Source organism: Pseudarthrobacter sp. TRD_SC_9, assembly GCF_055361265.1.
In genome coordinates, this window is record NZ_CM143956.1 from 163,228 (window position 1) to 189,213 (window position 25,986).

General features: G+C 64.5%; 23 protein-coding genes. 13 read left to right on the forward strand and 10 right to left on the reverse strand.

All coding sequences use genetic code 11. The annotated features are described in order from the left end of the window. Window positions 1-52: 52 nt before the first annotated feature. Both ACWA13_RS00760 and ACWA13_RS00765 read right to left on the reverse strand, forming a co-directional pair. Window positions 53-337: a DUF1540 domain-containing protein gene (locus ACWA13_RS00760; RefSeq protein ID WP_463936080.1), complete on the reverse strand. Its 285-nt coding sequence runs from the start codon at window positions 335-337 to the stop codon at window positions 53-55. Between the two features lie 127 nt (window positions 338-464). Further along, window positions 465-1,385: a hypothetical protein gene (locus tag ACWA13_RS00765; RefSeq protein WP_463936082.1), complete on the reverse strand. Its 921-nt coding sequence runs from the start codon at window positions 1,383-1,385 to the stop codon at window positions 465-467. Window positions 1,386-1,513: 128 nt separating this feature from the next. Between ACWA13_RS00765 and ACWA13_RS00770 the strand changes: the two genes are divergently transcribed. Beyond that, complete coding sequence (locus ACWA13_RS00770; RefSeq protein WP_463936084.1) at window positions 1,514-2,368, forward strand: hypothetical protein; 855 nt, start codon at window positions 1,514-1,516, stop codon at window positions 2,366-2,368. A gap of 19 nt (window positions 2,369-2,387) precedes the next feature. Here the strand turns inward: ACWA13_RS00770 and ggt are convergent, their stop codons facing one another. Next, window positions 2,388-4,232, reverse strand: a complete 1,845-nt coding sequence (ggt, locus tag ACWA13_RS00775) for a gamma-glutamyltransferase (RefSeq protein WP_463936086.1) — start codon at window positions 4,230-4,232, stop codon at window positions 2,388-2,390. Window positions 4,233-4,417: 185 nt separating this feature from the next. Next, window positions 4,418-4,990 carry a GNAT family N-acetyltransferase gene (locus ACWA13_RS00780; RefSeq protein ID WP_463936088.1) on the reverse strand — a complete coding sequence of 191 codons (573 nt, stop codon included), beginning with the start codon at window positions 4,988-4,990 and terminating at the stop codon, window positions 4,418-4,420. Between the two features lie 54 nt (window positions 4,991-5,044). Here ACWA13_RS00780 and ACWA13_RS00785 point away from each other — a divergent pair, with 54 nt between their 5' ends. Then, complete coding sequence (locus ACWA13_RS00785; protein ID WP_463936090.1) at window positions 5,045-5,617, forward strand: MOSC domain-containing protein; 573 nt, start codon at window positions 5,045-5,047, stop codon at window positions 5,615-5,617. Between the two features lie 28 nt (window positions 5,618-5,645). Here the strand turns inward: ACWA13_RS00785 and ACWA13_RS00790 are convergent, their stop codons facing one another. Next, window positions 5,646-6,059, reverse strand: a complete 414-nt coding sequence (locus tag ACWA13_RS00790; RefSeq protein WP_463936092.1) for a DUF1622 domain-containing protein — start codon at window positions 6,057-6,059, stop codon at window positions 5,646-5,648. A gap of 353 nt (window positions 6,060-6,412) precedes the next feature. Between ACWA13_RS00790 and ACWA13_RS00795 the strand changes: the two genes are divergently transcribed. The 3 genes from ACWA13_RS00795 (at window position 6,413) to ACWA13_RS00805 (ending at window position 9,138) form a co-directional block, all read left to right on the forward strand. Further along, a complete protein-coding gene (locus ACWA13_RS00795) occupies window positions 6,413-7,039 on the forward strand; it encodes a polysaccharide deacetylase family protein (RefSeq protein WP_463936093.1) in 627 nt (208 codons plus the stop codon). Window positions 7,040-7,072: 33 nt separating this feature from the next. Continuing rightward, window positions 7,073-7,657, forward strand: coding sequence for a GNAT family N-acetyltransferase (locus ACWA13_RS00800; RefSeq protein WP_463936094.1), 585 nt, complete (start codon window positions 7,073-7,075; stop codon window positions 7,655-7,657). A 107-nt stretch (window positions 7,658-7,764) separates the two neighbouring features. After that, window positions 7,765-9,138, forward strand: a complete 1,374-nt coding sequence (locus ACWA13_RS00805; protein ID WP_463936096.1) for a cation:dicarboxylate symporter family transporter — start codon at window positions 7,765-7,767, stop codon at window positions 9,136-9,138. A gap of 3 nt (window positions 9,139-9,141) precedes the next feature. Here ACWA13_RS00805 and ACWA13_RS00810 read toward each other — a convergent pair whose 3' ends face one another. The 4 genes from ACWA13_RS00810 to ACWA13_RS00825 all read right to left on the reverse strand — a co-directional run bounded on the left by ACWA13_RS00810 (window position 9,142) and on the right by ACWA13_RS00825 (window position 13,682). Beyond that, a complete protein-coding gene (locus ACWA13_RS00810) occupies window positions 9,142-9,549 on the reverse strand; it encodes a RidA family protein (protein ID WP_463936098.1) in 408 nt (135 codons plus the stop codon). A 62-nt stretch (window positions 9,550-9,611) separates the two neighbouring features. After that, window positions 9,612-11,150 carry a carboxyl transferase domain-containing protein gene (locus ACWA13_RS00815; RefSeq protein WP_463936099.1) on the reverse strand — a complete coding sequence of 513 codons (1,539 nt, stop codon included), beginning with the start codon at window positions 11,148-11,150 and terminating at the stop codon, window positions 9,612-9,614. Beyond that, window positions 11,147-12,325, reverse strand: a complete 1,179-nt coding sequence (locus tag ACWA13_RS00820; protein WP_463936101.1) for a CaiB/BaiF CoA transferase family protein — start codon at window positions 12,323-12,325, stop codon at window positions 11,147-11,149. The genes ACWA13_RS00815 and ACWA13_RS00820 overlap by 4 nt, the downstream gene beginning before the upstream one ends. A gap of 46 nt (window positions 12,326-12,371) precedes the next feature. After that, window positions 12,372-13,682 carry a glycoside hydrolase family 1 protein gene (locus ACWA13_RS00825; RefSeq protein WP_463936102.1) on the reverse strand — a complete coding sequence of 437 codons (1,311 nt, stop codon included), beginning with the start codon at window positions 13,680-13,682 and terminating at the stop codon, window positions 12,372-12,374. Between the two features lie 221 nt (window positions 13,683-13,903). Between ACWA13_RS00825 and ACWA13_RS00830 the strand changes: the two genes are divergently transcribed. The 6 genes from ACWA13_RS00830 to ACWA13_RS00855 all read left to right on the forward strand — a co-directional run bounded on the left by ACWA13_RS00830 (window position 13,904) and on the right by ACWA13_RS00855 (window position 22,952). Further along, entirely contained in the window at window positions 13,904-15,457 is a 1,554-nt protein-coding gene (locus ACWA13_RS00830; RefSeq protein WP_463936103.1) for an ABC transporter substrate-binding protein, read from the forward strand. Window positions 15,458-15,522: 65 nt separating this feature from the next. Beyond that, a complete protein-coding gene (locus tag ACWA13_RS00835) occupies window positions 15,523-16,476 on the forward strand; it encodes an ABC transporter permease (RefSeq protein WP_463936104.1) in 954 nt (317 codons plus the stop codon). Further along, window positions 16,473-18,596: a dipeptide/oligopeptide/nickel ABC transporter permease/ATP-binding protein gene (locus tag ACWA13_RS00840; RefSeq protein ID WP_463936106.1), complete on the forward strand. Its 2,124-nt coding sequence runs from the start codon at window positions 16,473-16,475 to the stop codon at window positions 18,594-18,596. The genes ACWA13_RS00835 and ACWA13_RS00840 overlap by 4 nt, the downstream gene beginning before the upstream one ends. After that, window positions 18,593-19,603, forward strand: coding sequence for an ABC transporter ATP-binding protein (locus ACWA13_RS00845; protein WP_463936107.1), 1,011 nt, complete (start codon window positions 18,593-18,595; stop codon window positions 19,601-19,603). Before ACWA13_RS00840 ends, ACWA13_RS00845 begins: the two co-directional genes overlap by 4 nt. Window positions 19,604-19,676: 73 nt before the next feature. After that, on the forward strand, window positions 19,677-21,959 hold the full coding sequence (locus tag ACWA13_RS00850; protein WP_463936108.1) for a family 78 glycoside hydrolase catalytic domain: 2,283 nt from the start codon (window positions 19,677-19,679) through the stop codon (window positions 21,957-21,959). A gap of 129 nt (window positions 21,960-22,088) precedes the next feature. After that, a complete protein-coding gene (locus ACWA13_RS00855) occupies window positions 22,089-22,952 on the forward strand; it encodes a nucleoside hydrolase (RefSeq protein ID WP_463936109.1) in 864 nt (287 codons plus the stop codon). Between the two features lie 14 nt (window positions 22,953-22,966). Here ACWA13_RS00855 and ACWA13_RS00860 read toward each other — a convergent pair whose 3' ends face one another. Further along, on the reverse strand, window positions 22,967-23,797 hold the full coding sequence (locus ACWA13_RS00860; RefSeq protein WP_463936110.1) for an IclR family transcriptional regulator: 831 nt from the start codon (window positions 23,795-23,797) through the stop codon (window positions 22,967-22,969). Between the two features lie 281 nt (window positions 23,798-24,078). On the opposite strand from ACWA13_RS00860, the gene ACWA13_RS00865 reads away from it, so the two are divergent. After that, window positions 24,079-25,026, forward strand: coding sequence for an alpha/beta hydrolase fold domain-containing protein (locus ACWA13_RS00865; protein WP_463937982.1), 948 nt, complete (start codon window positions 24,079-24,081; stop codon window positions 25,024-25,026). Beyond that, entirely contained in the window at window positions 25,023-25,973 is a 951-nt protein-coding gene (locus tag ACWA13_RS00870) for an alpha/beta hydrolase (RefSeq protein WP_463936112.1), read from the forward strand. Before ACWA13_RS00865 ends, ACWA13_RS00870 begins: the two co-directional genes overlap by 4 nt. Window positions 25,974-25,986 lie beyond the last annotated feature (13 nt).

Consider the following 25,986-nt stretch of genomic DNA (forward strand, 5'->3'; position numbering starts at 1 on the left):
ACTGTGGAAAGAAAGCACGCCGCATCATCAGCGGAAAGCTCTTTGGCAGGTCTTAGCGGTGGTCGTAGGTCAGGCAGTCCGCATTGTCCTTGCCGGGGCCCACATGCACTTCTGCGGCCTGGCACATCAGGTGGTCATTGTGAACGCACTCGGTGCGTTGGCAGGCTCCGACGTCAGCCAGCACCTTGGGCAAGCCGCCATGGCTACCGGTGTCAATGAAGGTTGCACAATGTGCGTGGTTTTCGGCGCCGCTGACGGTGATCGCGGCTGCGTTGCAGTTCGTGTGGTCGTTGAAGGAACAGTTGGTGACGCTGCAATCTGCGACGTGCGAGGTCATTGTGCGGTCCTTTCAATCGGCGGCAGGATCAGCCGCTCCGTGTTCACACGGTAGTCCTCCGGGGACGGATCAAAAAGACCCAAAACATTGACGTAATTCCGGGCCGGAACATGTTGGAGGAACCAGGTCAGGCATTGGTGAACGTTCGACGGCGACGCATCACCATCAGCGTGCCCGCTCCTGCAAGTCCGATCGACAGCGCCACAAGCGCGAGGGGGCCGGCACCGCCGTCTGGCCCCAGAGTGGCCGCCAGGATGTCCCGGCCCATCGCGAGCATCTCCTGGAAATCGCCCAGCGTCACCCTGGTGCCGAAGACATACCGGACCGAGATGAACAGCGCAGGAACCACCCACAGCAACAGCAGGTCCACGGCCCATACCCAGCTGCGGAAGACGGGGCGGAAGCCGCACCAGGCCAGTGCCACGCCCACGACGACGCCCGGCAGCCAGCGCAGCAGCAGTGGCACCACGGGGGGCGCGTTGGCGGCACCGCCGAGCATGCTGAACAGCCAGTCCCCCATCCACCCCGCAAATGGCACGGCCATCAAGCCAATGCCAAGGGCCACTCGGGTGGGGGATCTGGAAGCCAGGAGCAGCAGTGCCACCAGGCTGGCGGCAACGGAGGCAATAACGCCGGCCAGCAAACCCACCACATAAATCCTCGACTCAGTCCCCAACGCCAGGCCGGAGCCCACCACCGAGAACGACTGCACCACGGCCGTAACCTGCACCACCAGAACCCCGGCCGCAGCACACCAGGTGGCCAGCCGCCGTCGTGCTGGTGCCCACAGGCGCACCGCGAATCCGGCGACTGCGCCACCCATGGTGAGCAGCCCTACCAGCGTCGTCAGTTCGTACTGACTGAGGGGCAGGAGGGACAGTGGCATCTGGTCCGGCATGGTTTCGGTGGCCCAGAGGTTCTGCAATGGAAGCTGGGCGCCCGTGACCAGCCATGGCGCCAGGCCAAGCAGTCCGGCGGAAATCCCGAGGAGTACGGCCCGGAAGGCGTCCCGCCCGGGACGGGTCTGATGGGGAACGGCGTGGCTCATTTCCCAAATACTACTTCGATTGGATTAACCGCGATGCCGAATGGTTACCTGCAGGGTATTTCCGCCCCTTTGATGGAGCCTTAAACTGAAAACACTAAGCATGCTTGCTAATTTGAGGAGTGTTTCCCATGCGCAAAATTTCAGCCCTCGGGGTGGCGACGGCAACCATGATGGCCTTGGCCGGATGCACAGGAGGTGGTGGGGGAGGATCCACAACGAGCCCCACGGAAACGGCCACCGAAACCAGCGGTCACAAGGTGTACACCGAGGATGAACTCCGCGACCTCATTGCCGGTATGGAGGACGGGGACGGCAACGAGCTCAAGCTTTATTCCAAGGACCAGGTGGACCAGGGCCAGAACGTGGCCGATATCATCATGGGCAATGCCACGGTGGAGCCGGAGGAGTGCAAGGAAATCGCCACGGCCGGACTCCAGGACACTGTGGACAACGGTGCGGTGGCGGTTGCGGTGTCGGAGAGTGACCAGCCCCGCACCCTGTCCGCCCAGTCGGGCAGTGACGGACCTGACGCGGTCGAACTCCTCAACGAGGTGAGCGGCAAGCTGGACCAGTGCGCCACCTTCACAGTCGAAGTACTGGGACAAACCTACGAAGTCAGCACCGAGGAAGTGCAGGCCGATACTGACGCCGAGGAAACCTTCGGGACCGTCAGCACCCGCGCCGGCGCCGAGCACGAGATGCTTATGCAGGTTTCCGGCGCAGAAGGCCGGCTCCTGGTGGTGGCCACGAAGAGCGGTGCCAATCTGGGCGATAAGGACCAGAAGGAGCTCGAAGACCTGGTCAACGAAGTTCTGGCGAAGACCGACGACGGCGGCACCGCCACATCCAGCCCCACGTCACCGTCGACGACCGGTACCCGTAGCAGCACGGAGTCACCCACCGAGTCTCCGTCGCCGACCCAGTCGCCGTCACCGGAGCAGACAGTGACGGAATCGGCTCAGGTAAGCCCAACCGCCTCCTGAAGGCGGCTCAAGTAGGGGCCTACGGCGCCGCTTTCACCACCATGGCAGAGCCGCCACCACGGCGGAACGGCTCAGCCGCGGCCACCATGCTGCCGTCCGGCATAAACTCAATGGCCGTTGCCGCTCCGATTTCCGCAGCGGAGGTGAAGGCGTCGCCCGCAGGCCTCAGGGTGTGCCCGAACGGCGCCAGATCGTCCGCGTAGGCGTCAATGAAGCCGGGCTCGGCTGTGACCGCCGCTGTGTTCCGCTGCGATGCCCGCGGAGCCGCGAGGGCCTCCGAGATGCTCATTCCCAGGTCCACCCGGTTCAGGATGGTCTGCAGCACGGTGGTGATGATCGTGGAACCGCCGGGCGAGCCGAGTGCGAAGGCGGGCTCGCCGTCCTTGAGGACAATCGTCGGCGACATTGAAGAACGCGGCCGCTTCCCGGGCTGGATCCGGTTGGGGTCCGACTCGTTGTACACCGTGGAGAAGTCCGTCAGCTCGTTGTTCAGCAGGAAGCCGCGGCCCGGGACCACAATGCCCGATCCGCCGGTCTGCTCGATGGTGAGCGTGTACTCCACCACGTTGCCCCACTTGTCCGCAACAGTCAGGTTCGTTGTCGAGATGTTTTCTGTATCCGTTTCCTCGGCGAACGGTGCCACCCCGGCCGGGCACGCGCCGTCGTACGCTTCCACGTCACCCGGGGCGACGGGCTTGGGTGCCGCCTGCAGCGGATCAATCTCGCACGCGCGCTCCTTGCCGAACAGCGGGTCCGTGAGTTCGGCGGTGGGAACGTCCACAAAGGCCGGATCACCCACGTACCTGCCGCGGTCTGCGAAGGCCAAAGCGCTTGCCTCAAGGTAATGGTGCAGGGCGGAACCGGTGGACATTTCGCCAAGGTTGAAGGGCTCCAGGATGTTCAGCGCCTCGCCCACCGTGGTGCCGCCGCTGCTGGAGGGCGCCATGCCGTAGACGTCGTAACCGCGGTACTCCACGTGGGTGGGGTCCTGGTCCACCGCGGTGTAGTTGGCCAGGTCTTCGGTGGTCATGTACCCGGGCGGGACCGGGAGGGTGGTGGCGTCGGTGGTGGGCGGAGCCTGCACCGTTGCCGCGATTTCCTCAGCCAGCGGGCCGGAGTAGAAACCGTCGGTGCCCTGCTTGGCCAGGAGCCGGTACGTGGCCGCGAGCCCGTGGTTCTTGAAGACACTTCCGACGGCGGGAGCGTCGCCACCGGGAAGGAACAGCTCGGTGGTGGAGGTGAAGGCTTCGAAGCGGCCCTTGTTGTCCAGGGTCTGCTGGCGGAAGGTCTCATCCACCACAAAGCCGCGGTCCGCCACCTTGATGGCCGGCTTCAGGGCCTGGCCAAGGTCCAGCGTTCCCCAGCGTTCCAAGGCCCGTTCCCAGGTGGCCGGCGTTCCGGGCACGCCGACTGAGACGCCGCTGCTGACCAGGTCGCTGAAAGGATAGGTTGTGCCGGTCTCCGGGTTGACAAAGGCATCGTTGGGCATCGCCGCCGGGGCGGTTTCACGGCCATCGATGGTGCTGACCTCACCGTTGGCGGCGTCGTAGAACACGAAGTAGCCACCGCCACCGATCCCCGCGCTGTACGGTTCGGTCACGCCCAGGGTGGCCGCCGCGGCCACCGCTGCATCAGCGGCATTCCCGCCTTTGCGTAGCACCTCGATCGCGGCTGCCGACGCTTCCGGATCCACGGTACTCACTGCCCCGCCATAGCCGGTGGCCGTCGCCGTCTTTTCCGTCGCGCGGGGGTCCGCGAAGGCAGGACTGACGACGGCGCCACTCGCCCCGCCCAATGCCAGGACCGCCGTTGCGGCAGTCAATCGACGAATTACCTTCTTTTTGCTGGCGATGATCCTGGGCATAGTCACTCCCGAGTCGGTAGGCGAGTTTGTGCGTGGGCGTTACGGTACTCCCGCGCCGTATGGGCTGGCAACGATCCCGAAGTTCGGGCCCGGGCACAAATCACCCTTCTTTAGAGAATTCATCCGTGTACGCGCCGGGGTCTTCTCCACAAGAGGGGGATTTCCGGCCGGAACGGGCCAACGGCTCAGCGCAAGTTTAGGCGCATCAACACCCGCGGGAAGCCATTGAGCACGGATTCCGTGTCCGCGGCCTTGGTGAAGCCGCCCTGCTCAAAGAGCTTCCGGGTCCCTACATAAGCCATGGTCAGATCCACTTTGCTGCCCTGGTTGTCCACCGGGTAGCCCTCGATTACGGGTGCGTTGTAGCTGCTGGCCATCTCCACGGCGCCGGCCAGCAGGTGGTGCGCGATGCCTTTCCCGCGGTGTCCTGGCCGCACCCGGAAGCACCAGACGGACCAGGTATCCACCTCGTCCACGTGCGGGATCTTCCGGTTCCGGGCAAAGCTGGTGTCCGCCCGCGGGTGGACTGCTGCCCACCCCACAGGCGTGCCGCCGTCGTACGCTAAAACCCCTGGAGGAGGATCCTGGGAGACCAGTTCCTTCACCCGCTCACCCCGCTCCGGCCCGCGCAAGGACAGGTTTTCTTTGGACGGGATTCGGTAACTCAGGCACCAGCAGACGTTGGAGCCGGGGTTCTTGGGCCCCAGGACCGCCTGGACATCAGGAAAGTGGGTGGCCTGCCGGACTTCGATTGCCATGCCGCCATCCTGCCATCGCTGGCGGGCGTTGGGAACCACGGTTAGCGTGGGAGGATGACGGCAAACCACAGGTACGACGTCGGCATCGAGCACCTGCTCATCTCGCCGGGGCATGCCTACTTTGGCCGTGCGCGGGATGGTGCCGCGGACGTCGCTACTGTTGATGCCGAAAAGGCGACGCTCGTGGCGGGGAAGGGCATCGTGGGGGACAGGTTCTTCGGCAAGGCGGCTCACATGGACGCTGCGGTGACCCTGATCGCCGCCGAAGCTTTGGAAGCCATTGCTGTGGAGCTGGGGGTTCCGGCTTTTGACCCCCTCCTTACGCGCCGCAATGTGGTGATTCGTGGTGCCCAGCTGGCGCCGCTGCTGGGCCAGGAATTCGCACTGGAAACCGGCTCCGGTTCCGTGGTCCTGCGGGGTGGACGGCCGGCGCATCCGTGCGTCTGGATGGATCGGATGCTCGCGCCCGGTGCCCACGCGGCCATGCGGGGCCGTGGCGGCATCCGCTGCCAGGTGGTGGCCGGAGGTGAGCTGCTCCGCGGGCCGGCCGTGCTGGTGAGTCCGGTCCCGCTCGACGCGGGGCTGGCGGGGGAGACTGTGGTGCTGCGTCCGTCACGGCTTCCGTAACCCCTGGCAGCCGAGCCGGGTTCGGCAGTCAGGCTGCGGGTTGTGTCTGGTCTGTGTCTTCGAGCCCCTGACCTCCCTGGCCGGTTTTCTCTTTCTGCCAGGGCCACCGTCCGGTGATCTCCAGTTCCAGGGAGAAGCTCAGAAAGGTTCGGATCAACACGATGATGGCCAACACCCCAACGCTGTCGAAGGTAGGTGTTACGGCCACGGTGCGGATAATGTCCGCCGCAACGAGCAGCTCAAGGCCCAAAAGTATCGACCGGCCCAGCAACTGCCGATACTGCCGGTAAACCGACATTCGCCCCTGCCCGCCCTGACGCTCGGACGCCTTCTGGCGCCCCAGAGCCATTGGAACGGAAATGACGGCACCGACGACCATGACCGCCACCCCCGCGAAGTCCATATACTCGCCAAGGACCTCAATCACATGCCGGAAATCCATTCGCAGGCTCCTTCCGGCCTCGGCCGCCATCGCTGTTCCAGTTGACAATAGCCCCACCTTTCCCGGCGCATCAACAGGCGGAAAATGCACCACGCCGGGCAGCTTCGGCAGGTGCCGGTTCCTTGCCTGTTAGCCTGCTGCCAAGTCATCCCTCGAAGATGAGGACGGCCATGTGTGAAGACCACGGCGCAGGATACAAATCCAATCCGAGCAGGCGAGCGATTCTGGGCGTACTCGGGCTATTCGCTCTGGGCGTCCTGCCGGGCTGCGCGGCTCCGAGAAGCGCCAACGCAGACCCGCCTCTGACCCCGTCCCGAAAGCCCGGTGTGTCAGCCAGAGCCCGTCCGCCCCGGATGACTTTTGTCCCGGATTATCATTTGCCGCCGATCGTTGATGGTCTTGCGCCGGTGATCAGCAAAATCGAGACAGCACATCCGGTGGTTTTTCTGACCATCGACGATGGCAACGTCAAGACGCCCGAGACGGTCAGCCTTATGGCCGAATATGACTACCCGGCGTCCCTTTTCCTGACCCGCAATTCCATTGCGGACGACCCTGCATATTTCAAGGCGTTCGAGGCACAGGGAAGCCTGGTGGAGAATCACACGGTCTCCCATAACGTCTTTATGGTGCATGAATGGGGCTACCAGCAACAGCTCAACGACCTGACCGGCATGCAGGATTACTGTGTCCAAGAGTACGGGCGCAGGCCGAGGCTGTTCCGACCCCCGGGAGGCTCCTATTCAGGCGTCATGCGCGAAGCGGTTGCGGCGGCAGGGATGGACGCGATTATTCACTGGGAAGTCGAAGTGAATTCCGGTCACCTGATCTACCAGGTGGGCAACTCGCTCAGACCCGGTGACATTGTGCTGATGCACTTCCGGCACGAGTTTGCCGCAGACCTGGCAGCCTTCAGGGCGGCGCAATTGGCGGCCGGACTGGATGTGGTGCTCCTGGAGGACTTCCTGGGCGTCGCGTGAACCCTGCCTGCCCAATGCGGATAAGCTCTGGCCATGCCAGAAATTTCCCTGCCGCTGCGCACCGAGCGCCTGGTCCTCCGCCGCTTCGACGCGGCAGATCTTGACGCCTACTTCGCTTACCACTCCCTCCGCGAGACCGCCCGGTTCCTGCCCGGGGAAGCCAAGAGTTACACGGAGTGCATGGAGCGGGTGGGCGGCTACGCCAATTTCAGCTTCGAAAAGCCGGGCGACTGGGTGGTGCTGGCCATCGAGTCGGCCAGCTCCCCGGGAATCCTCGGCGAGGTAGTGCTCAAGTGGCTTCCCGGCAGCGGGCAGGGCGAGGTGGGCTGGAGTTTGTCCCCGGAAGCCCGCGGCAAGGGCTACGCCACGGAGGCTGCCGACGCCGTGCTGCGGCTGGGCTTTGAAGAGCTGGACTTCCACCGGATCAGCGCCACCCTGGATGCCCGGAACACGGCGTCCGCGGCCATCTGCACCAGACTGGGCATGCGCGAGGAAGCGCGGCAGATCGACAAGTGGCACTACAAGGGTGAGCGGGCCACCGAAGTCATCTTCGCCGTGCTTGCCGACGAGTGGAAGGTTGCCAAGGACCTGGCCGCGACAAAGCCCACTACTCCTTAAACAATTCCGCATCCTGGACGAATCCTTCCGGAAACAACGGAGCCCTACCTTGGTGAACGGACATGCGGACCGGCCGCACCGTCATCCAGGAACCGATAGGCACGCCCATGAATTCCGCCACGCCCGTCCTCGCAACTTCTCCTAAGAGGAAGCCGCTGTATTCCTCACTCTTCTTCCAGCTCCTGATAGCCGTCGTGGCGGGTGTGCTGATCGGGCACTTCTGGCCAACCATTGGTTCCGCCCTAAAGCCCCTCGGGGACGGCTTCATAGCCCTCATTAAGATGATTATCGCGCCGCTGATTTTCCTCGTGATTGTCACAGGTATCGCCGCCATCAGTGACGTTAAAGCCGTGGGTCGTGTCGGAGTGAAGGCTCTCATTTATTTCACCGGCGCCACACTGTTTGCCTTGGTTTTCGGACTGATTGTGGGGAACGTGGTCCAGCCCGGTGCGAGCCTCAATATCGACCCGGCTTCATTGTCCCAGGATGCGCTGGCGGCCAAGACAACCACCGCGCCGCCTGAAAACGTCGGGCAGTTCCTGCTTGGTGTCATCCCCACCAGCGTCATCGGTGCCTTTGCCAGCAACAGCCTCCTGCAGGTTCTGTGCTTCGCGGTGTTCTTCGGTGCGGCGATCGTAGTCGTCGGCCGTGAACGCTGCCGCCCGGTGCTGAACCTTATGGATACCGTCCTGGAACTGTTCTTCAAAATCATGTCCTGGGTGATGCGTATTGCCCCGGTTGGCGCTTTCGGAGCAATGGCGTTCATCATCGGCCAGTATGGGCTCGGCACGCTCAGTACCTATGCCCTGTTGATCGGTGCCTGCTACGGCGCCGCGCTTGTGTTCATCGGCCTCCTGTTTGTTGTGGCCTGGGTGTACCCGCGGGTGCCGCTGTGGCAGTTCATGAAGTACACCCGGGAGGAGTTTCTGTTGGCACTGGGGACCGCTTCCACGGAGTCCGTACTGCCCCGCATCATGACCAAACTGACCAATGCAGGCTGCTCCCGGGCGACCACGGGGCTGGTCATCCCCACGGGTTATTCGTTCAATCTGGACGGCGCCGCGCTGTACCTCTCGATATCGCTGCTCTTCCTGGCGCAAGCTTTTGGTTACAACCTGGATCTTGGCCAGCAGCTGGCCGCCCTGGGAATCCTGATGCTGACGTCCAAGGGCATGGCCGGCGTACCCGGCTCGGCCTTCCTCGCACTGTCCGCAACGGCAGGGGCGCTCGGGATCTTCCCGGTGGCCGGCGTCGCGCTCCTTCTGGGAGCTGACCGGCTGATGGATTCGATGCGCGTGGTGGTGAACCTCCTGGGCAACTGTGTGGCCACGTTCGTCGTCGCCAAATGGGAAGGCCAGTTCAACCGCGACGCGATGCTCCGGGCCTTCGCGGGGGAGGACACCACTGAAGGTCCGACGGCGGCTCCGGGCGGCGTTTCTCCCGCAGCGGAGGTGCCGGCCGGGGCAGCCGCGCTCCGGTAGTCGTCAGTCGACGACGGCGGCAACCGCCTCGATCTCGACCAACTGGCCAGGGTAGCCAAGGACGGTAACCCCGAGCAGTGTGCTGGGGGCGTCGTGGTTCCCGAAGGCCGCGCGGACAACGTTCCATGCCGTCACCAGGTCCGGCCGGGACGTTGATGCCACCAGCACGCGCGTGTTCACCACGTCCTCGAGACCGGCTCCGGCGGCCGCCAGCGCAACCCTGAGGTTTTCCATCGCCTTGGCGGCCTGCGCAGCAAAATTGCCCAAACCAGCGACCGAGCCATCCTGCTCCAGAGGGCAGGCTCCGGCCAGGAAGATCAGGCGCGCGTCTTTGGGTGCCGTGGCGGCGTACGCGTACTGCACCGAACCGGCGAGGTCCCCGGACCGGATGAGGGAAACTGAGGTAGGCATGGGACTTAGGCTATCCGGTGGACGGCGGGACGGTTGGGTGCCGCCGTCGAACTTTCCTGGTTCTACAGCGCGCGTGCATCGATGCGTGCAGGGGAGAAGGCTGCTCCTGTGGAGTAGCGCCGTGAGCGCTTCCTCACGAGAACATCCGGGTCCACGGTCGCAAGCTCGACTAGATGCCGCGCTACCGCGGAAGCCGCATGCAGGCAAAAATCAGGCGTGTGGGCAGGTGGGCCGGCGGATTCTGCCACCACTTCATCGACCAGGCCGTCCTGCAACATGGCGGCGGCGCCCACGCGTTGCCGCCGCGCCATCAACGCGGCATGGCTGGTGTCCCCGTACATGATGGCGCTGGCTCCCTCGGGGAGGAGCGGCGCCAGCCAGCTGCTGCCAAGGGCGATAATTCTGTCCGACGGAAAGAGTGCCAACGCGCCGCCCCCGGCGCCCTGGCCCAGGAGCAGCGTGATGGTGGGGACGCGCAGCTCCAGCAGGCGGGCAAGCGTCAAAGCGATCTCACGGCCCAGGCCGGCCTCCTCGGCCTCCCTTGAAAGGTCCGCGCCCGGAGTGTCGATGACGGTGAGCACAGGCAGTCCCAGGCCCTCGGCAAGGTCCATCCCGCGCCGCGCCTCCCGCAACGCCGTGGCACCAAGAGGAGCGCCGTCGTCGGCCGCTTTTCGGTCAAGCCCGACGACGACAACTCCCTGGTTGCCCAGCCTCGCCAGTGCCAGCGAAACAGTACCTCGCGAATTCCTGGCACTTCCTCCCAACGGGACGACATCAGCTGCGGTTTGGCTTAGGAAACTCCGCAGGCCGGGTCGCTGCGGAAGCCTCGACAGGGTTACTGAGGACCACGCGTCGATTTCACCGGTGCCCCGGTCAACCCACGCGGGCACGTCGTACCCGCTTGCCGAAGGACGGGCGTGAACCACGTTGAGGGTGCGAATGATGAACGGGCGCAGGTGCCGGGGCTCGATCACGGCGTCCACGATCCCGTGCGCGTGAAGGTTCTCGGACTGCTGGACGCCGACAGGAAAACATGTGCCGCGAAGCGCTTTGTAGACCTTCGGCCCGAGGAAACCGATCGTGGCCAAGGGCTGGGCTGCGGTGATGTGGCCCAGTGACCCCCATGACGCAAATACCCCGCCCGTGGTGGGGTGCCGAAGGTAGACCAGGTACGGCAGGCGGGCTTGTTTGTGGGCGTTGACGGCGGCGGTGATCCGGGCCATTTGGACAAACGCCGGTGTGCCTTCCTGCATTCTGGTCCCGCCGGAGACCGGAGAGGCCAGTAGCGGCAGGCCTTCGTAAGTGGCCCGTTGGATGGCCTCGGTGATCCGCGTTGCGGCACTGATGCCAATGGAACCACCGAGGAAAGCGAACTCGCTTAGGACAACCGCCACCCTGCTGCCCGCAATTGTCCCCTCACCAGTGATAATCGATTCGTCGTGGCCGGACTTTCTCCGGGCGGCGGCCAGCTCTTCCGCGTAGCCCTCTTCGATGGCCAGCCGGGGGAGGGGCCGATCCCAGGACAGAAAGCTTCCGTTGTCCAGGGTCAGGGCAAGTAGCTCCTGCGAGGCGATCCGTGCGGGCGGGAGGAGGGCGGTCATGCAGGTACCGTCTGGTCCAGCCACCGGGCAACCAAAAGGCTGTGCTGCCCCAGCAGGGGCGGAGCGGCGTGCTCATGACGGGTGGTTTCAACTCCGCCGTGCTCGAAGAACCGCAGGGGCGGACCCGGAAGCTCAATCGGGCCCAGCGTTGGATGATCCACCTCCACCACCAGTCCCTGTGACCTGGTTTGCTCCCATTCATAGACTTCCTTCACCGTCCGGACTTTCCCCGCGGGTATCCCCGCAGCTTTCAAGGCCGCGAGCAGGTCCTCAGCCTTGTGCGCGGAGAAATAACTCTCAATCCCGGCAACCAGCTCAGCGTGATTGGCCACTCTCCCTGCGTTGGAGGCAAATGCCGGATCCGCAGGATCCAGACCTGCAAAGGCCGCGAAACGGAACCACAGGCCCTCGGACCCAACGGCAATCTGCACCGCTCCGTCCGCACACCGGAACAGGCCGTACGGGGCGATGGAAGGGTGATGGTTTCCCTGGGCCAGCCCGGTTTCGCCTGCCACTGTCCAGCGGGTTCCCTGAAACGCGTGGACGCCAACGAGGGACGCGAGCAGTGAGGTCCGCACCACCTGCCCACGCCCCGTGCTTTCCCGCTCGAGCAGCGCGGCCAGCACCCCGTAGGCCCCGTAGATCCCGGCCAGCAGGTCTCCGATGGGAACGCCCACCCGCTGCGGATCGTCCGGGCCGGACCCGGTGAGTGACATTAGCCCGCTCTCCCCCTGGGCAATCTGGTCGTACCCGGCCCGCCCGCCTTCCGGCCCGTCGTGGCCAAACCCGGAGATGGACAGGACCACCATCCGCGGGTTGAGCTCCCCAATGGTCTGGGGGCTGAAGCCGAGGCGGTCCAGGGTTCCCGGGCGGAAGTTTTCCACCAGCACGTCCGCCATACGGATGAGCCGGCGCAAAGTGTCCGCACCGCCGTCGCTCTTCAAATCCACGGTGATGGATTCCTTGTTCCGGTTGCAGGACAGGAAATACGTGGACTGGCGGTCATCAGCATCACCCACAAAGGGCGGCCCCCAGCCACGGGTGTCATCGCCGCCCTCAGGGGTTTCGACCTTGATGACGCGGGCCCCCAAGTCAGCCATCATCATGGTGGCGTGGGGTCCGGCCAGGGCGCGGGTGAGGTCGACGACGGTGATGCCGTCCAGTGGTCCGGGCATGGAGCAGGGCCTTTCGAGAGCTTTGCAGGAAGAAGAACGACGGCGGTCAGGCGGGCTGGGGTGCCTTAGTGGCTGTGTCGTCCTCGGCTGCGCTGTCCTGCGATGTTTTGTTTCCGGATGCATGTTCGCGGGCGAGGTTGCCCAGGAAGTGGGCGCTTTCCTTTGGCGTCCGTTCCTGGGTTTCCCGGTTCACACCGATGAGGCCGAACTTGGGTCCGTAGCCAAATATCCATTCGAAGTTGTCGAAAGCGGTCCATGCAATGTAGCCGCGGACGTCGATGCCGTCCGCCAGGCATGCAGCCACGCAATCCACCGCGGCACGCAGGAACTCCACCCGTTGCGTGTCATCCTCCGTGGCCAAGCCGTTTTCCGTGACGATCACCGGAATGCCGGCAATCCGGTGGGCTTCCCGGATGGTTGCTTCCAGGGCCTGCGGGTAAATTTCCTCACCTGACTGGTTGAGTTTCGCTCCGGCAGGTGCCGGCGCCAGGCCGTCTGCAGTGAAAACCGTACGGCCATACGTCTGGATACCCACGAAGTCATCGCCCCGGGAAGCTTTGAGGAAACGTTCGTTGACGTCGCGCCGTACTCTGTCTGCGCGCTCCTCGCCGCCCTCGACGAACTGGATGTCCGTGTTGGCCAGCGTCCATCCCACCGGAAGGTCAGGCCGGTAGGCCTTGATCGCATCGCGGCCGGCTCGGTGCGCGCCCAAGCGGACATCGTAGGATTCCAGGGTTGTGGCGAACTGGAAAGATGCCACCTGCTGCGGCTCCAGGTTCAGCCGCTGTGCCGCGGAAGCGAACATCGGGAGCTTTGCACGGGACTCCTTGGAGCCGCCAGGAACCCCCAATTCCGTGAGCAGAAACGGCAGGTTGGGTTCGTTCAAGGTGCAGGCGACGCCGATGAGGTCACCCAGATGCGTCATTACCCTGTCGCAGTAGCGCGCAAAGAGCTCAGCCGTGCGCGGATTCTCCCAGCCACCTCGGGCGAGGAGCCACAGGGGGGAGCTGAAGTGGTGGAACGTCACTACAGGGGTAAGGCCGTGCTCGTGGCAGGCCTCAAGGACGCGGCGGTAATGATTCAGCTCAGCCTGGGAGAAGAATCCCTCTTCCGGCTCGATGCGTGCCCACTCCAGCGAAAACCGGTACGTGGTAAATCCGAGGCTGGCGATGAGGGCGATGTCCTCACGGTAGCGGTGGTAGTGGTCCACCGCGTCGAGGGATGGCTCGGAAAACATGGTGCCCGGGAGGTGCTCCAGGAACCAGATGTCGCTGTTGACGTTGTTTCCTTCCACCTGGTGCCCTGCGCTCGCGACGCCCCAAAGAAAGTCCTGAGGGAATGGTGATGCGGCGGTCATATGGATCCTTTCGGTTCAGCGCCCGGCTGGGACGCTCCGGGCTTCGCTGCCCTGGCTTCCATCCTTGCCCGCTTAGTGACCGGGGCCACAATACTTTTTCATTGAATGACATTCTCATGTGAGCACGAAACGCCCCCGGTCGATGCTTGGAAGGAGCCGGCGAGCTGCCAGCCCCCCAAGCTGTTTTCCTCCGTTGTCACATCAATGCAAAGGCGCACTTCATGAAACTTCTGAACTCCACTGCCCGTGCGAGCTCTGCCGTTCTGGCCGGGGCGCTCCTGTTGGGGACGCTGACCGCCTGTGGCGGCGGCTCGGCCCCAACTGCCGGAAAGGCTGACACCAGCACCCTGACCTATGCAGTCGAGTTTGACTCCGGGTCATTTGGCTACGATCCGCTGCGCGTCGCCGCAGCACAGCGCCCGTTCTTCGAGGGCCTGTACGAGAGCCTGATGACTCTGCAGGAAGACGGCTCTGCAGGTCCCGGGCTGGCTACTGCCTTCGAATACAACACAGACAACACGGTCCTTACCTTGACCCTTAAAGAGGGCGTTACCTTCACTGACGGCTCCACCCTCGACGCTGAGCTGGTGAAGGGCAACCTTGACCGCCGCTCCGATGCTGCCTTGAGCGCCTACTCCGCTATCGCACCGGGCGGCGCCCAGGAGATCACTTCCGTAGACGTCGTCAGCCCCACCCAGGTGGCCCTGACCTTCGCCAAGCCGCAGCCCGGCTTCGAAAAAAACCTGGCCTCCCCCACCGGCATGATTGTGGGCAAGGCAGGTGTTACTGACACGGCAAGCCTGGCAGCCACCCCCGCCGGATCCGGCCCCTACACGATCGACCCTTCCACCGTGAAGGGCAACAAATACGTGATGGTGAAGAAGGCCGACTACCCGGACGCTGCGAAGTATGCCTTTGACAAGGTGATCTTCAGCGTGGTTCTTGACCCCCAGGCCCGGGCCAACGCGCTGGTGTCCGGCCAGGCTGATGTTGCCCAACTCACCTCATCCACGGTGGAGTTTGCCGAATCCAAGAAGATGGGGGTCTCCCGTGTGGGCGGCACCATGCAGTCCCTAATCGCGTTCGACAAGACAGGCGCGACCACCCCGGCCTTCGCGGAGGAAAAGGTCCGCCGGGCCTTCCAGTACGCCATCAACCGGGAAGCCCTGGTGGAAGCACTCCACAAGGGTGACGCCCCGTCCTGGAACGCCTTGCCCAAGGACTCACTTGGCTTCACCGAGGAGTTGGAAACGGAATACGCCTACAACCCCGAAAAGGCCAAGGCACTCCTGGCCGAGGCCGGCTACCCGAACGGCTTCGAATTCACTATGGTGACCGCAGCGACCGTTACCGATATGCCGGTCATCCAGAAAGACCTCGCCGCCGTAGGCATCACCATGAACATCAAGGTTCCTTCTTCCACGGACGAGCTCTTTGCCTCCGTTTCCACCACGCCCATGGGATACCCCCCTCTGGGCTGGGACAACCCGGTGGGCCTGATGTACGGCGCCATCCTGAACGGCTTCACCAACGTGCACAAAGCCACCGACGAACAACTCAGCGCCGCCACCGGCGAGGCTGCCGCAGCCAAAGACGACGCAGCCCGCAAAGCAGCGCTGACCAAGCTCAACAAGCGCCTGGTGGAGTCCGGCTGGGTCATTCCCATCTACGAAATCCTCACCAACCAGGGCTACAACCCCGAGAAGATCGCGCCCGTGGAATTCGCCGGCGCCAACGCCTACCCGCTCCTCTCGTCCTACAAACCCGCCAACTGATACCGGCCCATGGCCGGCGGACGCTCCTCATCAAACAGGAGCGTCCGCCCGGCAGGGCCTGACCGATGGAGGTCACCATGGCACTATTCATCACCAAGCGCCTGCTGATGGCGCTGGCCACCGTGTTTGTGGTTGCTGTTCTGGCTTTCCTTCTGGTGCACGCAACGCCGGGCAGCCCGGGAGCGGTATCACTGGGCTCCGGTGCTACACAGGATGCCATTGCGGAGGTCAACCAGCGGCTCGGTTGGAATGATCCCCTCCTGGTCCAGTTCTTCAACTGGCTCGGTGCCGCGGTCCAGGGTGACTTCGGGATCTCGCTCATCGACGGACGATCAGTCAGCGGTGACCTGGCAAGCAGGCTTCCGGTCACGGCGTCCCTTGCTGCCGGTGCAACCCTGCTCAGCGCAATCCTGGGCATCGCGATGGGCGTGACTGCGGCCGTCCGCGGCGGCGCTGCCGAGCGGATCATCGGCGGTGTCTGCGGCCTGGGTGTGGCTCTTCCCAACTTCTGGGTGGGCATCATCTTCGTGTACGTGTTTGCGGTGCAAGCCTCCCTCTTCCCGGCCACCGGCTACGTCCCGTTTGAGGTTTCCCCCCGGGACTGGGCGCTGTCCCTTGCGCTGCCTGTGCTGACCCTGGCCGTGGGCGGCGCGGCGTTCATTGCACGACAAACCAGGGCTTCCATGCTTGAGGCGTTGCAGCAGGAACACATCCGGACCCTCCGGGCCACGGCCACCCCCACCTGGAAAATCCTGTACGTCCACGCCCTGCGCTATGCCAGCCTGCCAATCGTGGCAGGTATCGCACTGCAGTTCATCGGTTTGTTCGGCGGATCCGTCATCGCCGAGCAGCTCTTCGCCATGCCTGGCTTGGGCCAGGCTGTCCAGACCTCCGTCAGCACCCACGACGCCCCTTCGGTGCAGGGGGTGGTGGTGATTGCCACAGTGGTGGTGGTTGCCGTGAACCTGGTGCTTGAACTGGCCACCAAGTTCCTCGACCCGAAGTTGCGTACCTCATGATTCCCAACCTTGCCCCCACCCAGGCCGATTCGCAGGAACCGGCCACCACCGTTCTTCCGAGGACTCCCGGCCGCCGGGCCGTTCAGCGCCTCTCGGCCAACAAGCTCTTTTCTGCACCGGGTAGCATCGCCGGAGTAGTCTGGCTGGCCGCGATTGTGGTCGCCTCCCTGACGGCACCGCTTTGGCTGCCCTACAAAATCCAGGACCAGGACTTCACGGCTGTCCTTTCCGGACCGACCGCCGCCCATTGGCTCGGAACGGACGAGCTGGGACGGGATATCCTGAGCCGCATTTTCGCTGCCGCTGCCGGCACCCTGGGGACGTCCATGATTACGGTGATTGTCGCCATCGGTCTCGGCACGTTGCTGGCCATGCTGGCCGCCGCAGCGGGCGAACGGGTGGAGAACGTCATCAGCAGGGTCACCGAAATCCTGATGTCACTGCCCGGCACGGTCATCATCCTGGCTGTCATCGGCGTGGTGGGCACCAACATCCCATTGGTCATGGCCATTTTGGGCATCCTCATCTCGGCCGGTATCTACCGCGTGATGCTGGGTCAGGCAAAGTCCCTGCAGTCCCAGCTGTACGTCGACGCCGCCAAGGTGGACGGCGTCAGCACCGTGGGGATCAGCCTCCGCCACGTGCTGCCTGGCCTGACCAACACCATCGTGGTCCAGGCGGCCCTGATTTTCGCCGTCGGAATGCTCATCCAGGCCGGTCTGGCCTTTATCGGGTTCGGCCCGCCCATTCCCGAACCGAGCTGGGGCGGCATGATCCAAAGCGCGTCCCAGAACCTCTACAACGCACCCTGGCTTATGGTTCCCACGGGCGCCGTGCTTGCTTTGACGGTCCTGTCTGCCAACGCCATCGGCAACGCTCTCGGGAAGGCGCCAAACTCCGTAGCCTCCCACCTGCCTTCGGCGGCCGCCCGGCGCCAGCGGACGAAGTCCGTGAAAGCGGCCGCGGCACGTGCTGCTGCAGCAGGCTCCGGCAGCGGAAGCGATGTTGCCGGGAAGGATACGCTGATGGTCCGCAACCTCTCTGTAGGGGTGGACAATGGTGTCCCCCTTGTCACTGACGTCTCCTTCGATGTGGCACCGGGCACCGTCCTGGGCCTGGTGGGCGAATCCGGCTGCGGAAAGACCATGACCGCGTTGTCGCTGTTGGGGCTGCTGCCGTCCGGGGTGTCCGTGACCGGCGGTCAGATCCTCTGGAACGGCAAGAACCTGACCGCCGCGACGGACAAGGACATGGAAGGCGTCCGCGGCCGCGGGATCGCGCTCATCTCGCAGGAACCCATGCGAGCCCTGGACCCGATGTTCACTGTGGGCTACCAGCTGACCGCGGCCATCCGGCGTCTTAGGGCCATGGGCAGGGCTGACGCGAAGGCAGAGGCCCTGAACCTGCTGGAAAAGGTGGGCATCGTTGACGCCGCCCGCATCCTCAAAACCTACCCGCACCAGATCAGCGGCGGTATGGCCCAACGCGTGGCGATCGCCCTGGCACTCTCGGGCCGGCCGCGCCTGCTGGTAGCGGACGAGCCCACCACGGCGCTGGACGTCACCGTGCAGGCCGAGATCCTGTCGCTGCTCCGCAGCCTGGTGAAGGACACCGGCATGTCAGTGGTGATAGTCACCCACGATCTCGGTGTGGTGGCCGACCTGTGCGACCAGGTAGCTGTCATGTATGCAGGCGAGGTGGTCGAGAACGGCCGGTCGGACAGCATTCTGGACAATCCCCGCCACCCCTACACGCTGGCCCTGCTGGCTGCCGACCCGCACGCCAACCACGCGACGGACATGCCCGAACGGCTGGCCACCATCGAAGGCCAGGTGCCCCAGCCAAAGGACTGGCCCAGTACCTGCCGCTTCGCTGCCCGCTGCCAGTTCGCCGGCTCGGCCTGCATGGTTCCCATCCCGCTGTTGCCCTCCGGAACCGGGGACGGCCTGGTGCGCTGCGTCAAAGCAGATGAACTCGCCGTCGAAGGCCTGGACTGGGTGGCCACTGACGTACCCGCCCACCACGTTCTGAAGCTGGTCGACGCAGGAACTGCTCCTCCCGGACCGGCCACAATTCCCGCCGGACCGGAACACCGGACTGTTGAAAAGGATCACTTATGAGCACCGCAACGTCGATCCGCCCTGAATCGGCACGGCCCGCCGCCGCCCAGCCGCTGCTCGAAGTCAAGGACCTGGTGGTCCGGTACGGACGCGGCCGAAAGGCGGCCGGCACCCCGGCTGCTGTTGACGGCGTCAGCTTCAGCATCGCCCCCGGTGAAACCGTGGGCCTGGTGGGGGAGTCCGGCTCTGGCAAGTCAACCATCGGCAAGGCGATCTTGGGTTTGCAGAAGGTTACTGCCGGAACCATCACCTACCAGGGCAAGGACATTACTTCCGCGGGCGCGTCCCAGCGGAGGGCTTTGGGCGGGGAACTCCGCGCTGTCTTCCAGGACCCCAACTCCTCGCTGAACCCCCGGAACACGGTGGGCTCCTCGCTCGCTGAACCCCTCCGGCTCCGCGGCGTGAACGCGGCCGAGGCCCGTCAGCGCGCCGAGGACATGCTGGAACGTGTGGGGCTGCCCCGCGATGCCGTAGACCGGTACCCCAGCCAGTTCTCCGGCGGGCAAAGGCAGCGGATTTCCGTGGCACGGGCGCTCATCTGCGATCCCCAGCTGGTGGTCTGCGATGAAGCTGTCAGCGCCCTGGACCTCTCCACGCAGGCGCAGGTACTGAACCTTCTGGCCGATCTCCGTGAGGAACGCGGCCTCGGTTACCTGTTTATCGCCCACGACATCGCCGTGGTGCAGTTCCTCGCCCAGCGTGTGGTGGTGCTTTACCGAGGCCAGGTGATGGAAAGCGGACCTGCCGCCGCCGTCACCGAGAATCCCAGGCACCCGTTCACCCAGGCACTCGTTGCAGCTTCCCCGGTGCCGCGGCCCGCCGAGCAGGCCGCCCGCCGCGAGGCCCGTGAATCCCTGGGCGTTCGAACAGGCGCCGCTGCTACTCCCGCCCCGGGCGGGTGCCCCTTCCGGCTCCGTTGCCCGCTTGCAACGGACTTGTGCGCGACAGAACGTCCGGCCCTCCGGCTGGTGGGCGCCTCTGAAGTCGCCTGCCACTACGCCTCCTGACCAGTTCCCTTTCGATAACTTGACCTCCCCCGCCGCCGGCACCGACGGCCCAGCAGATCGGACACCCCTTCACATGACGCAGACCCCCTGGCTCGCAGCGATGATCACCCCTGAGCAGGACTTCGACGGCGCCCCGCGCCTGCGTCAGGAGTTCCGGCTGGCGGAGGGGCACGGCGCCGTGGCCAAAGCCACCCTCCGGGCAACCGCCTTTGGTGTCTACGAGGCTTTCATCAACGGTGTACCGGTAGGTGAAGATGTCCTGAGCCCGGGCTGGAGCTCCTACGAATGGCGGCTCCGCTACCGCACCTACGACGTGACCGCCCTGGTTGCCCCGTCCACTGTGCTGGGCGTGGAACTGGGGAACGGCTGGTACCGGGGCCGGCTCGCCTGGCACGGCAAATCCAACCTTTACGGAAACAACCTCGGTTTCTTTGGCCAGCTGGACATCGAGTTCGCAGACGGACACGTCCAATCGGTAGCGTCGGATACCTCCTGGCAGTCCGGCCCGTCCGCCACTACATCCAACGACCTCTACGACGGGCAGACCATTGATGCGCGCCGGAACCAGTCCGGCTGGGCCAAGCCGGGCTTCGATGCCGGCACCTGGACGGGCGTGCAAAAACTGGAGTTCGACGTCGACCGTCTGGCAGAGCCCGTCAGCCCGCCCGTGGTGCGTGCCGACGTCATCAAGCCGGTGGAGATCACCACCTCGCCCACCGGCAAAACGCTGGTGGACTTCGGCCAGAACTTGGTGGGCTGGCTTCGGTTCACAGTGCAGGGGGAGGCCGGTTCCGTCATCACCCTGCGGCACGCCGAGGTGCTGGAGGACAGCGAGCTCGGCACCCGACCACTGCGCTCGGCCAAGGCCACAGACACTTTTATTCTCTCCGGCGGGCAGGACGTCTTCGAACCCACCAAGACCTTCCACGGCTTCCGCTATGCCGAGATCACCGGCTGGCCGGGCACGCCCACCGCGGAATCACTTGAGGCGGTAGTGGTGCACTCTGACCTGGAGCGCACCGGAACCTTTGAGTGCTCCAACGAACTGGTCAACCAACTGCACCGCAACATCGTCTGGGGCCTGCGTGGCAACTTCCTGGACCTGCCCACCGACTGCCCGCAGCGCGACGAGAGGCTCGGGTGGACCGGTGATATCGCGGTCTTCGCTCCCACCGCTGCGTTCCTCTACGACGTCAAAGGCTTCCTGCAGGACTGGCTGCTGGATCTTGCCGTCGAGCAGAAGGCCGCCGACGGCTTGGTGCCCATCACCGTTCCGGATGCGCTGAAGTACTGCCCCCAGCCTGCCGAGTTCCCTTCACCGGAGTCATCCGCGCTGTGGAGCGAGGCGTCCGTCTGGGTGCCGTGGGCGCTATGGGAAGCCTACGGGGACATCAGCGTGCTGCAAGACCAGTACGAGTCCATGACCGCGCACACGCGCCGGGTGGAAACCCTGCTTTCACCCACCGGGCTGTGGGACCAGGGTTTCCAGTTTGGTGACTGGCTGGATCCCGACGCCGCACCGGACCAGCCGTGGGCCGCCAAGGCAGATACCGGCGTCGTCGCCACCGCCTGCATGTTCCGCACCGCATCCCTTACCGCCCAAGCTGCCCGGCTCCTTGGAATGATTGACGACGCCGCGTACTTCGAACAGCTGGCAGCCCGGGTCCGGGCGTCCTTCGCGGAGCACTACGTGGCGGCAGACGGAACTATCCACAGCGACTGCACCACGGTGTACGCCCTGGCGATTTCCTTCGATGTGCTGCAGACGCCGGCCCTGCGGGAGTTCGCCGGTGACCGCCTTGCCGAACTCGTCCGTAAAAACAACTACCGCGTCTCCACCGGGTTCGCGGGTACCCCGTTCATCACCGGAGCCCTCACGGACACAGGCCACAGCGAAGAGGCCTACCGCCTGCTCCTCGAAGAAGGCTGCCCTTCCTGGCTCTACCCGGTGACCATGGGTGCCACCACGGTATGGGAGCGCTGGGACTCCATGTTGCCTGACGGCACCATCAACCCTGGTGAGATGACCAGCTTCAACCACTACGCCCTGGGCGCCGTAGCCGGATGGCTGCATGAGGCCGTCGGCGGCATCAGCCCGGCAGCCCCGGGCTACAGCAAGGTACGGATCGCACCGGTTCCCGGCGGAGACATCGACTGGGCCAAAACGTCCCTCAAGACTCCGCACGGAACCGTTCGGGTGCAGTGGCGGCTCGACGACGGCGCCTTCCACCTAGAGGCGACGGTACCGGACGGGGTAGAGGCCGACGTCGTGCTTCCGGGTGAGTTCCGAACCGTGGGCGGCGGCACGCACCGCTTCAGCTCGGTTCTCCAGAGCGCTGCCCCGGTAACGGGCTGAACAGTCAGCGCAGGTTGTGGAATCAAGGTTCGACGGCGGCAAAGCACGTGATAAGCACGCGGCTACCGGCGGCACACCAGCTGGGACCAATGACGAGGCAATCAGGCGTCGCCTGCGGAAGAGGAAGAATTGAATGGCACCGAACTGGCAACGAATATGATCCGGATAGCGCCGCGTTGTCGCGTCATCCTCGACAATGACTGGGCGGGCGATCCCGATGGACTACTCGGGTTGGCGCACCATGCTTTGTCACCCGCCAACGAAATCGTGGCCATCACCAGCTCACTGACCAACCCGATGTTCGGCCCTGTGGAGGGCATGGCACGGGTTGGAGCAGACCTCGCTGAGGCTCTGCTCCTTGTTCTGAAACGCCCGGAGCTCGCCAGTGTCCGCTCTGGTCCGGACACTCCCTTCAGCGGGCAACCTCGGCAGACAGCTGCTGCGCAGGCCATTATTGAAGCCGCCGGAACAGCCGGGGATGTGCCTCTAATCCTCGTGTGTGCCGGACCTCTGACGAATGTAGCGGATGCACTCCTCCTTCAGCCTGACATAGCGGGCTCGATCACCCTTGCCTGGGTTGGGGGGTCAGCTGCGGGCGAGGACGAGGACGAGTACAACTACTACACGGACCCGGCCGCCGCGCGTTTCGTTCTTGGAAATCAACAACTCCCGGTGTGGCAGTTTCCGTCCGAGACTTACCGGAAGGTCGTCATATCGGTGGGCGAGCTTGACTACTCGCTAAGGGAAGCGGGAACTGGAGGCGCTTGGTTATGGAAGCGGTTCAATAGCCTTGTAGTGCCCGACTTCGTGAAGTTCGGCCCAGTATGGTGCCTTGGAGACAGCGCCCCCCTCGTCGTAACGGCGCTTGACGACATCACCTGCACCTACACTGCAACCAGCGTCACGCCGGACCGGAGAATGTACACATATATAGACACCAGGCTGATAGTCTCCGACTTTTTTGCGCGACTGAGGATGCGTGGGCACACGTAACCCTCGGTGCCCACTCACCCCTGGGAATCAATCCGTACGTCCAGGCTGACCTGCGCATGGTGGCCCAGGTTTCGGGACACGGCGCGAGCTGTAGCCCGAACGGCCGGGGCCAGCACGTTGGGCGGTGTGGCACCGTCCGGGACCACAACGGACAGGGCCGCCACAACGGCACCTTGCGCGTCAAAGACCGGGGAGGCTACCGATACGGTCTTTGAGGGGTAGGTGCGGCGGATCATGGCGATTCCAGTGCGTCGGACGTCCGAAAGGGTCCGGCGAAGCTGGCCCGCCGGCATGAATTCCACGCCGATTTCGTTCTCCGGTGGCCTTTGCAGCGTGGCTTCCTGAAACTGCTGGTCCGCGCCGGCCAGCAGCACCAGCCCCACGGCGGTGCTACGCAAAGGCGCTCGGCCACCCGCCCGGTACGCCGCTTCGGTGGCGTCCTTCGAGGACAACCGCTCTATAAGCACCGCATGCTCATTGTCCCGGACTGCGAGCAGGACGTGGTGGCGGGTCACCTCAAAGAGGTCTTCAAGATAAGGCAGCGCAATCTCACGCACCCCATGGCCCCGCGGTGACAAGGACGCCACTTCCCACAAGCGCACGCCGACGACGTACCGGCCGTCGTCGAGTCTTTCAAGTGCGCCCCAGGCCACGAGCCTGCCAATCAGCCGCAGCGCTGTGGGCGCGGGGATACCGGCGTGACGGGCCAGTTCTGAGAGTGTCAAGGCCCGACGACGTTCTGAGAAGACCGCGAGCAGGCTCAGGGCACGATCGATGACCGGTTCGCCCTGCTTGGGCCGCTTGCCGCGCACGGGAGGGGCATCTGTTTCGATGGGGGCGGTCATAGAGAACTTCCTGGAGCCTGTAAGTGACGAATCGTGGGATGTGAGCTACCTGACAATACTATTTCAACCAATGGAATCAAAGTATTTGCGGGGAAGTGAGGAGGCGGAAGCTGGAAACCTGGAGCACCCAAGTTCATAAAGCTCCCGCATGAGCCCCAAACCATCCGGCGTGGGCCTTGGACAATTCCGAGCCCCCACCGCGGGCGGGGCGCTCTGCAACACGAGCTATCGAGGAGCATACTTTGACAGTGCATGAGGACAACGACGTACTTGATTTTCCGTTGCAGGATACGGCGACGACAGCCCTGGCTATACCGGCCATACCGGTTTTTGACGCACCAGGGCAGGCCCGGCCGGTCTCGGACGTATCGTTTGTGCACCAGGAGATCACGTATGCCAAGGCCATCGGATTCCGGCCGCTGAAGATGGACGTCTGGTTGCCCCGTCAGTCCTCCGGCCCCGTCCCGCTGGTCCTTTGGGTGCACGGAGGTGCATTTCAGCTGGGGGACCGGCGGGAGCTGCCGCCAACGTTCGCGCCGGACTCGGTTTTCCGCCTGCTCAACGAGGCGGGCATCGCGTGCGCCACAGTGGATTACCGGCATTCCCTGGAAGCGCCCTTCCCGGCGCAATTGCATGACCTTAAAGCCGCCGTCCGTTACCTTCGGGAGTTTGCCGCGGTACTGAACCTCAACCCGGACCGGTTCGGAGCGTGGGGTGAATCCGCTGGCGGGCACCTCGTCGCGATGCTGGGGCTGACTGGAAACCGGGAAGACATGCATGGCGGTCTGGGTGCGCAGGGGCACTCCAGTGCCATCAGCGCCGTCGTCGACTTCTATGGTGTCTCCTCCCTTAGCGACGTCCCACCTATGGAAACCCCTGCAGGACTGTTTTCTGCTGCCCTGACTGCCGCCGTTCCGCCGGGAATGTCCCTGCAACCCAATCGCATGCTCATTGGGGGTTCGGATGACCCCGCGTTGCTGGCCGCCGCCAGCCCCCTCAGCTATGTGGGAGCGGGGGCGCCGCCGTTCCTGCTGGTCCATGGCGATCGTGACGGCTTGGTGCCCCATTCTCAAACCGACCTTCTTGCCGCTGCGCTGGCAGGGGCCGGAGTGGAGCATGAGGTGGTGACCATCAAGGGTGGCGACCACTGCTTTTTCGGCGCCGAGGATCAGATGGATACCATCCTCGCAAGCGCCGTTTCCTTCTTTTCGGAAAAACTGGGGCAATGACAGACCGCGGGACGGAGCGCACCGCTCCTGAAACGGACTCCGGAGTGGCCCCGGACGCCGGTTTTGCCGAATACCTGGCCTCTCCTGCAGGACCGCGGGTCCTGAACCCTGATGCCGTCCGTTCTCCGGGACCGGACGTTCCCATCCGCAACGTAGATGCGGCCGGCCGGCACGGTCCTGTCCCGGTCCGGATTTACGGGGAGGCAAGACAGTCGGGTGGCCCTGGACTGGTTTGGCTGCACGGCGGGGGTTTTGTCAGCGGGAGCCTGGACATACTCGAGTCGGACTACCTGGCGCGCGTGCTGGCGGACGCCGGCACGCCGGTCTTCTCCGTGGATTACCGGCTGGCCCGCGACGGCGTCAGTTTTCCCATTCCACACGACGACGCTCTCACTGGATGGTTCTGGGCGCGGAAGAACGCGGAGTCCCTGGGCCTGGACCCGGAGCTCCTGTGCCTTGGTGGTGCCGGCGCCGGTGGAAACCTCGCGGTAGGTGCCGCCCTGTACCTGATCGACGCCGGAAAGCCGTTGCCGGCAAAGCTCCTGCTGGCCTACCCGTTCCTGCATGCCGAACTGCCGGCACCGGCTAAGGGCCTTGATGAGGACGTGATGGCCGGACTTCCGCGGAGCCTGCGGTTCACCATGGAGGACTGCCTCCGGACCGCGGAGAACTACGTGGGTGGGCCGGTGAGCATAGCGTCGTCCTATGCCATGCCCGGCTACGCCGATCCCGCGGGCCTTCCGCCCACCGCACTGATCGCGTGCGAATATGACGACGCCCGCGGATCAACCGAGCTTTTCGCCTCTACTTTGGAACGAGCCGGCGTACCCGTCAGTTACTTCCTCGCCGAAGGCGGGGTGCACGGACACCTGCACCACACAGCGGGCCTGCCCGAGGGAAAGCCCGCCCTGGATTACCTTGCGGGGGAGCTGCGCTCGGTGGGGTAACCGGTCTGGCACC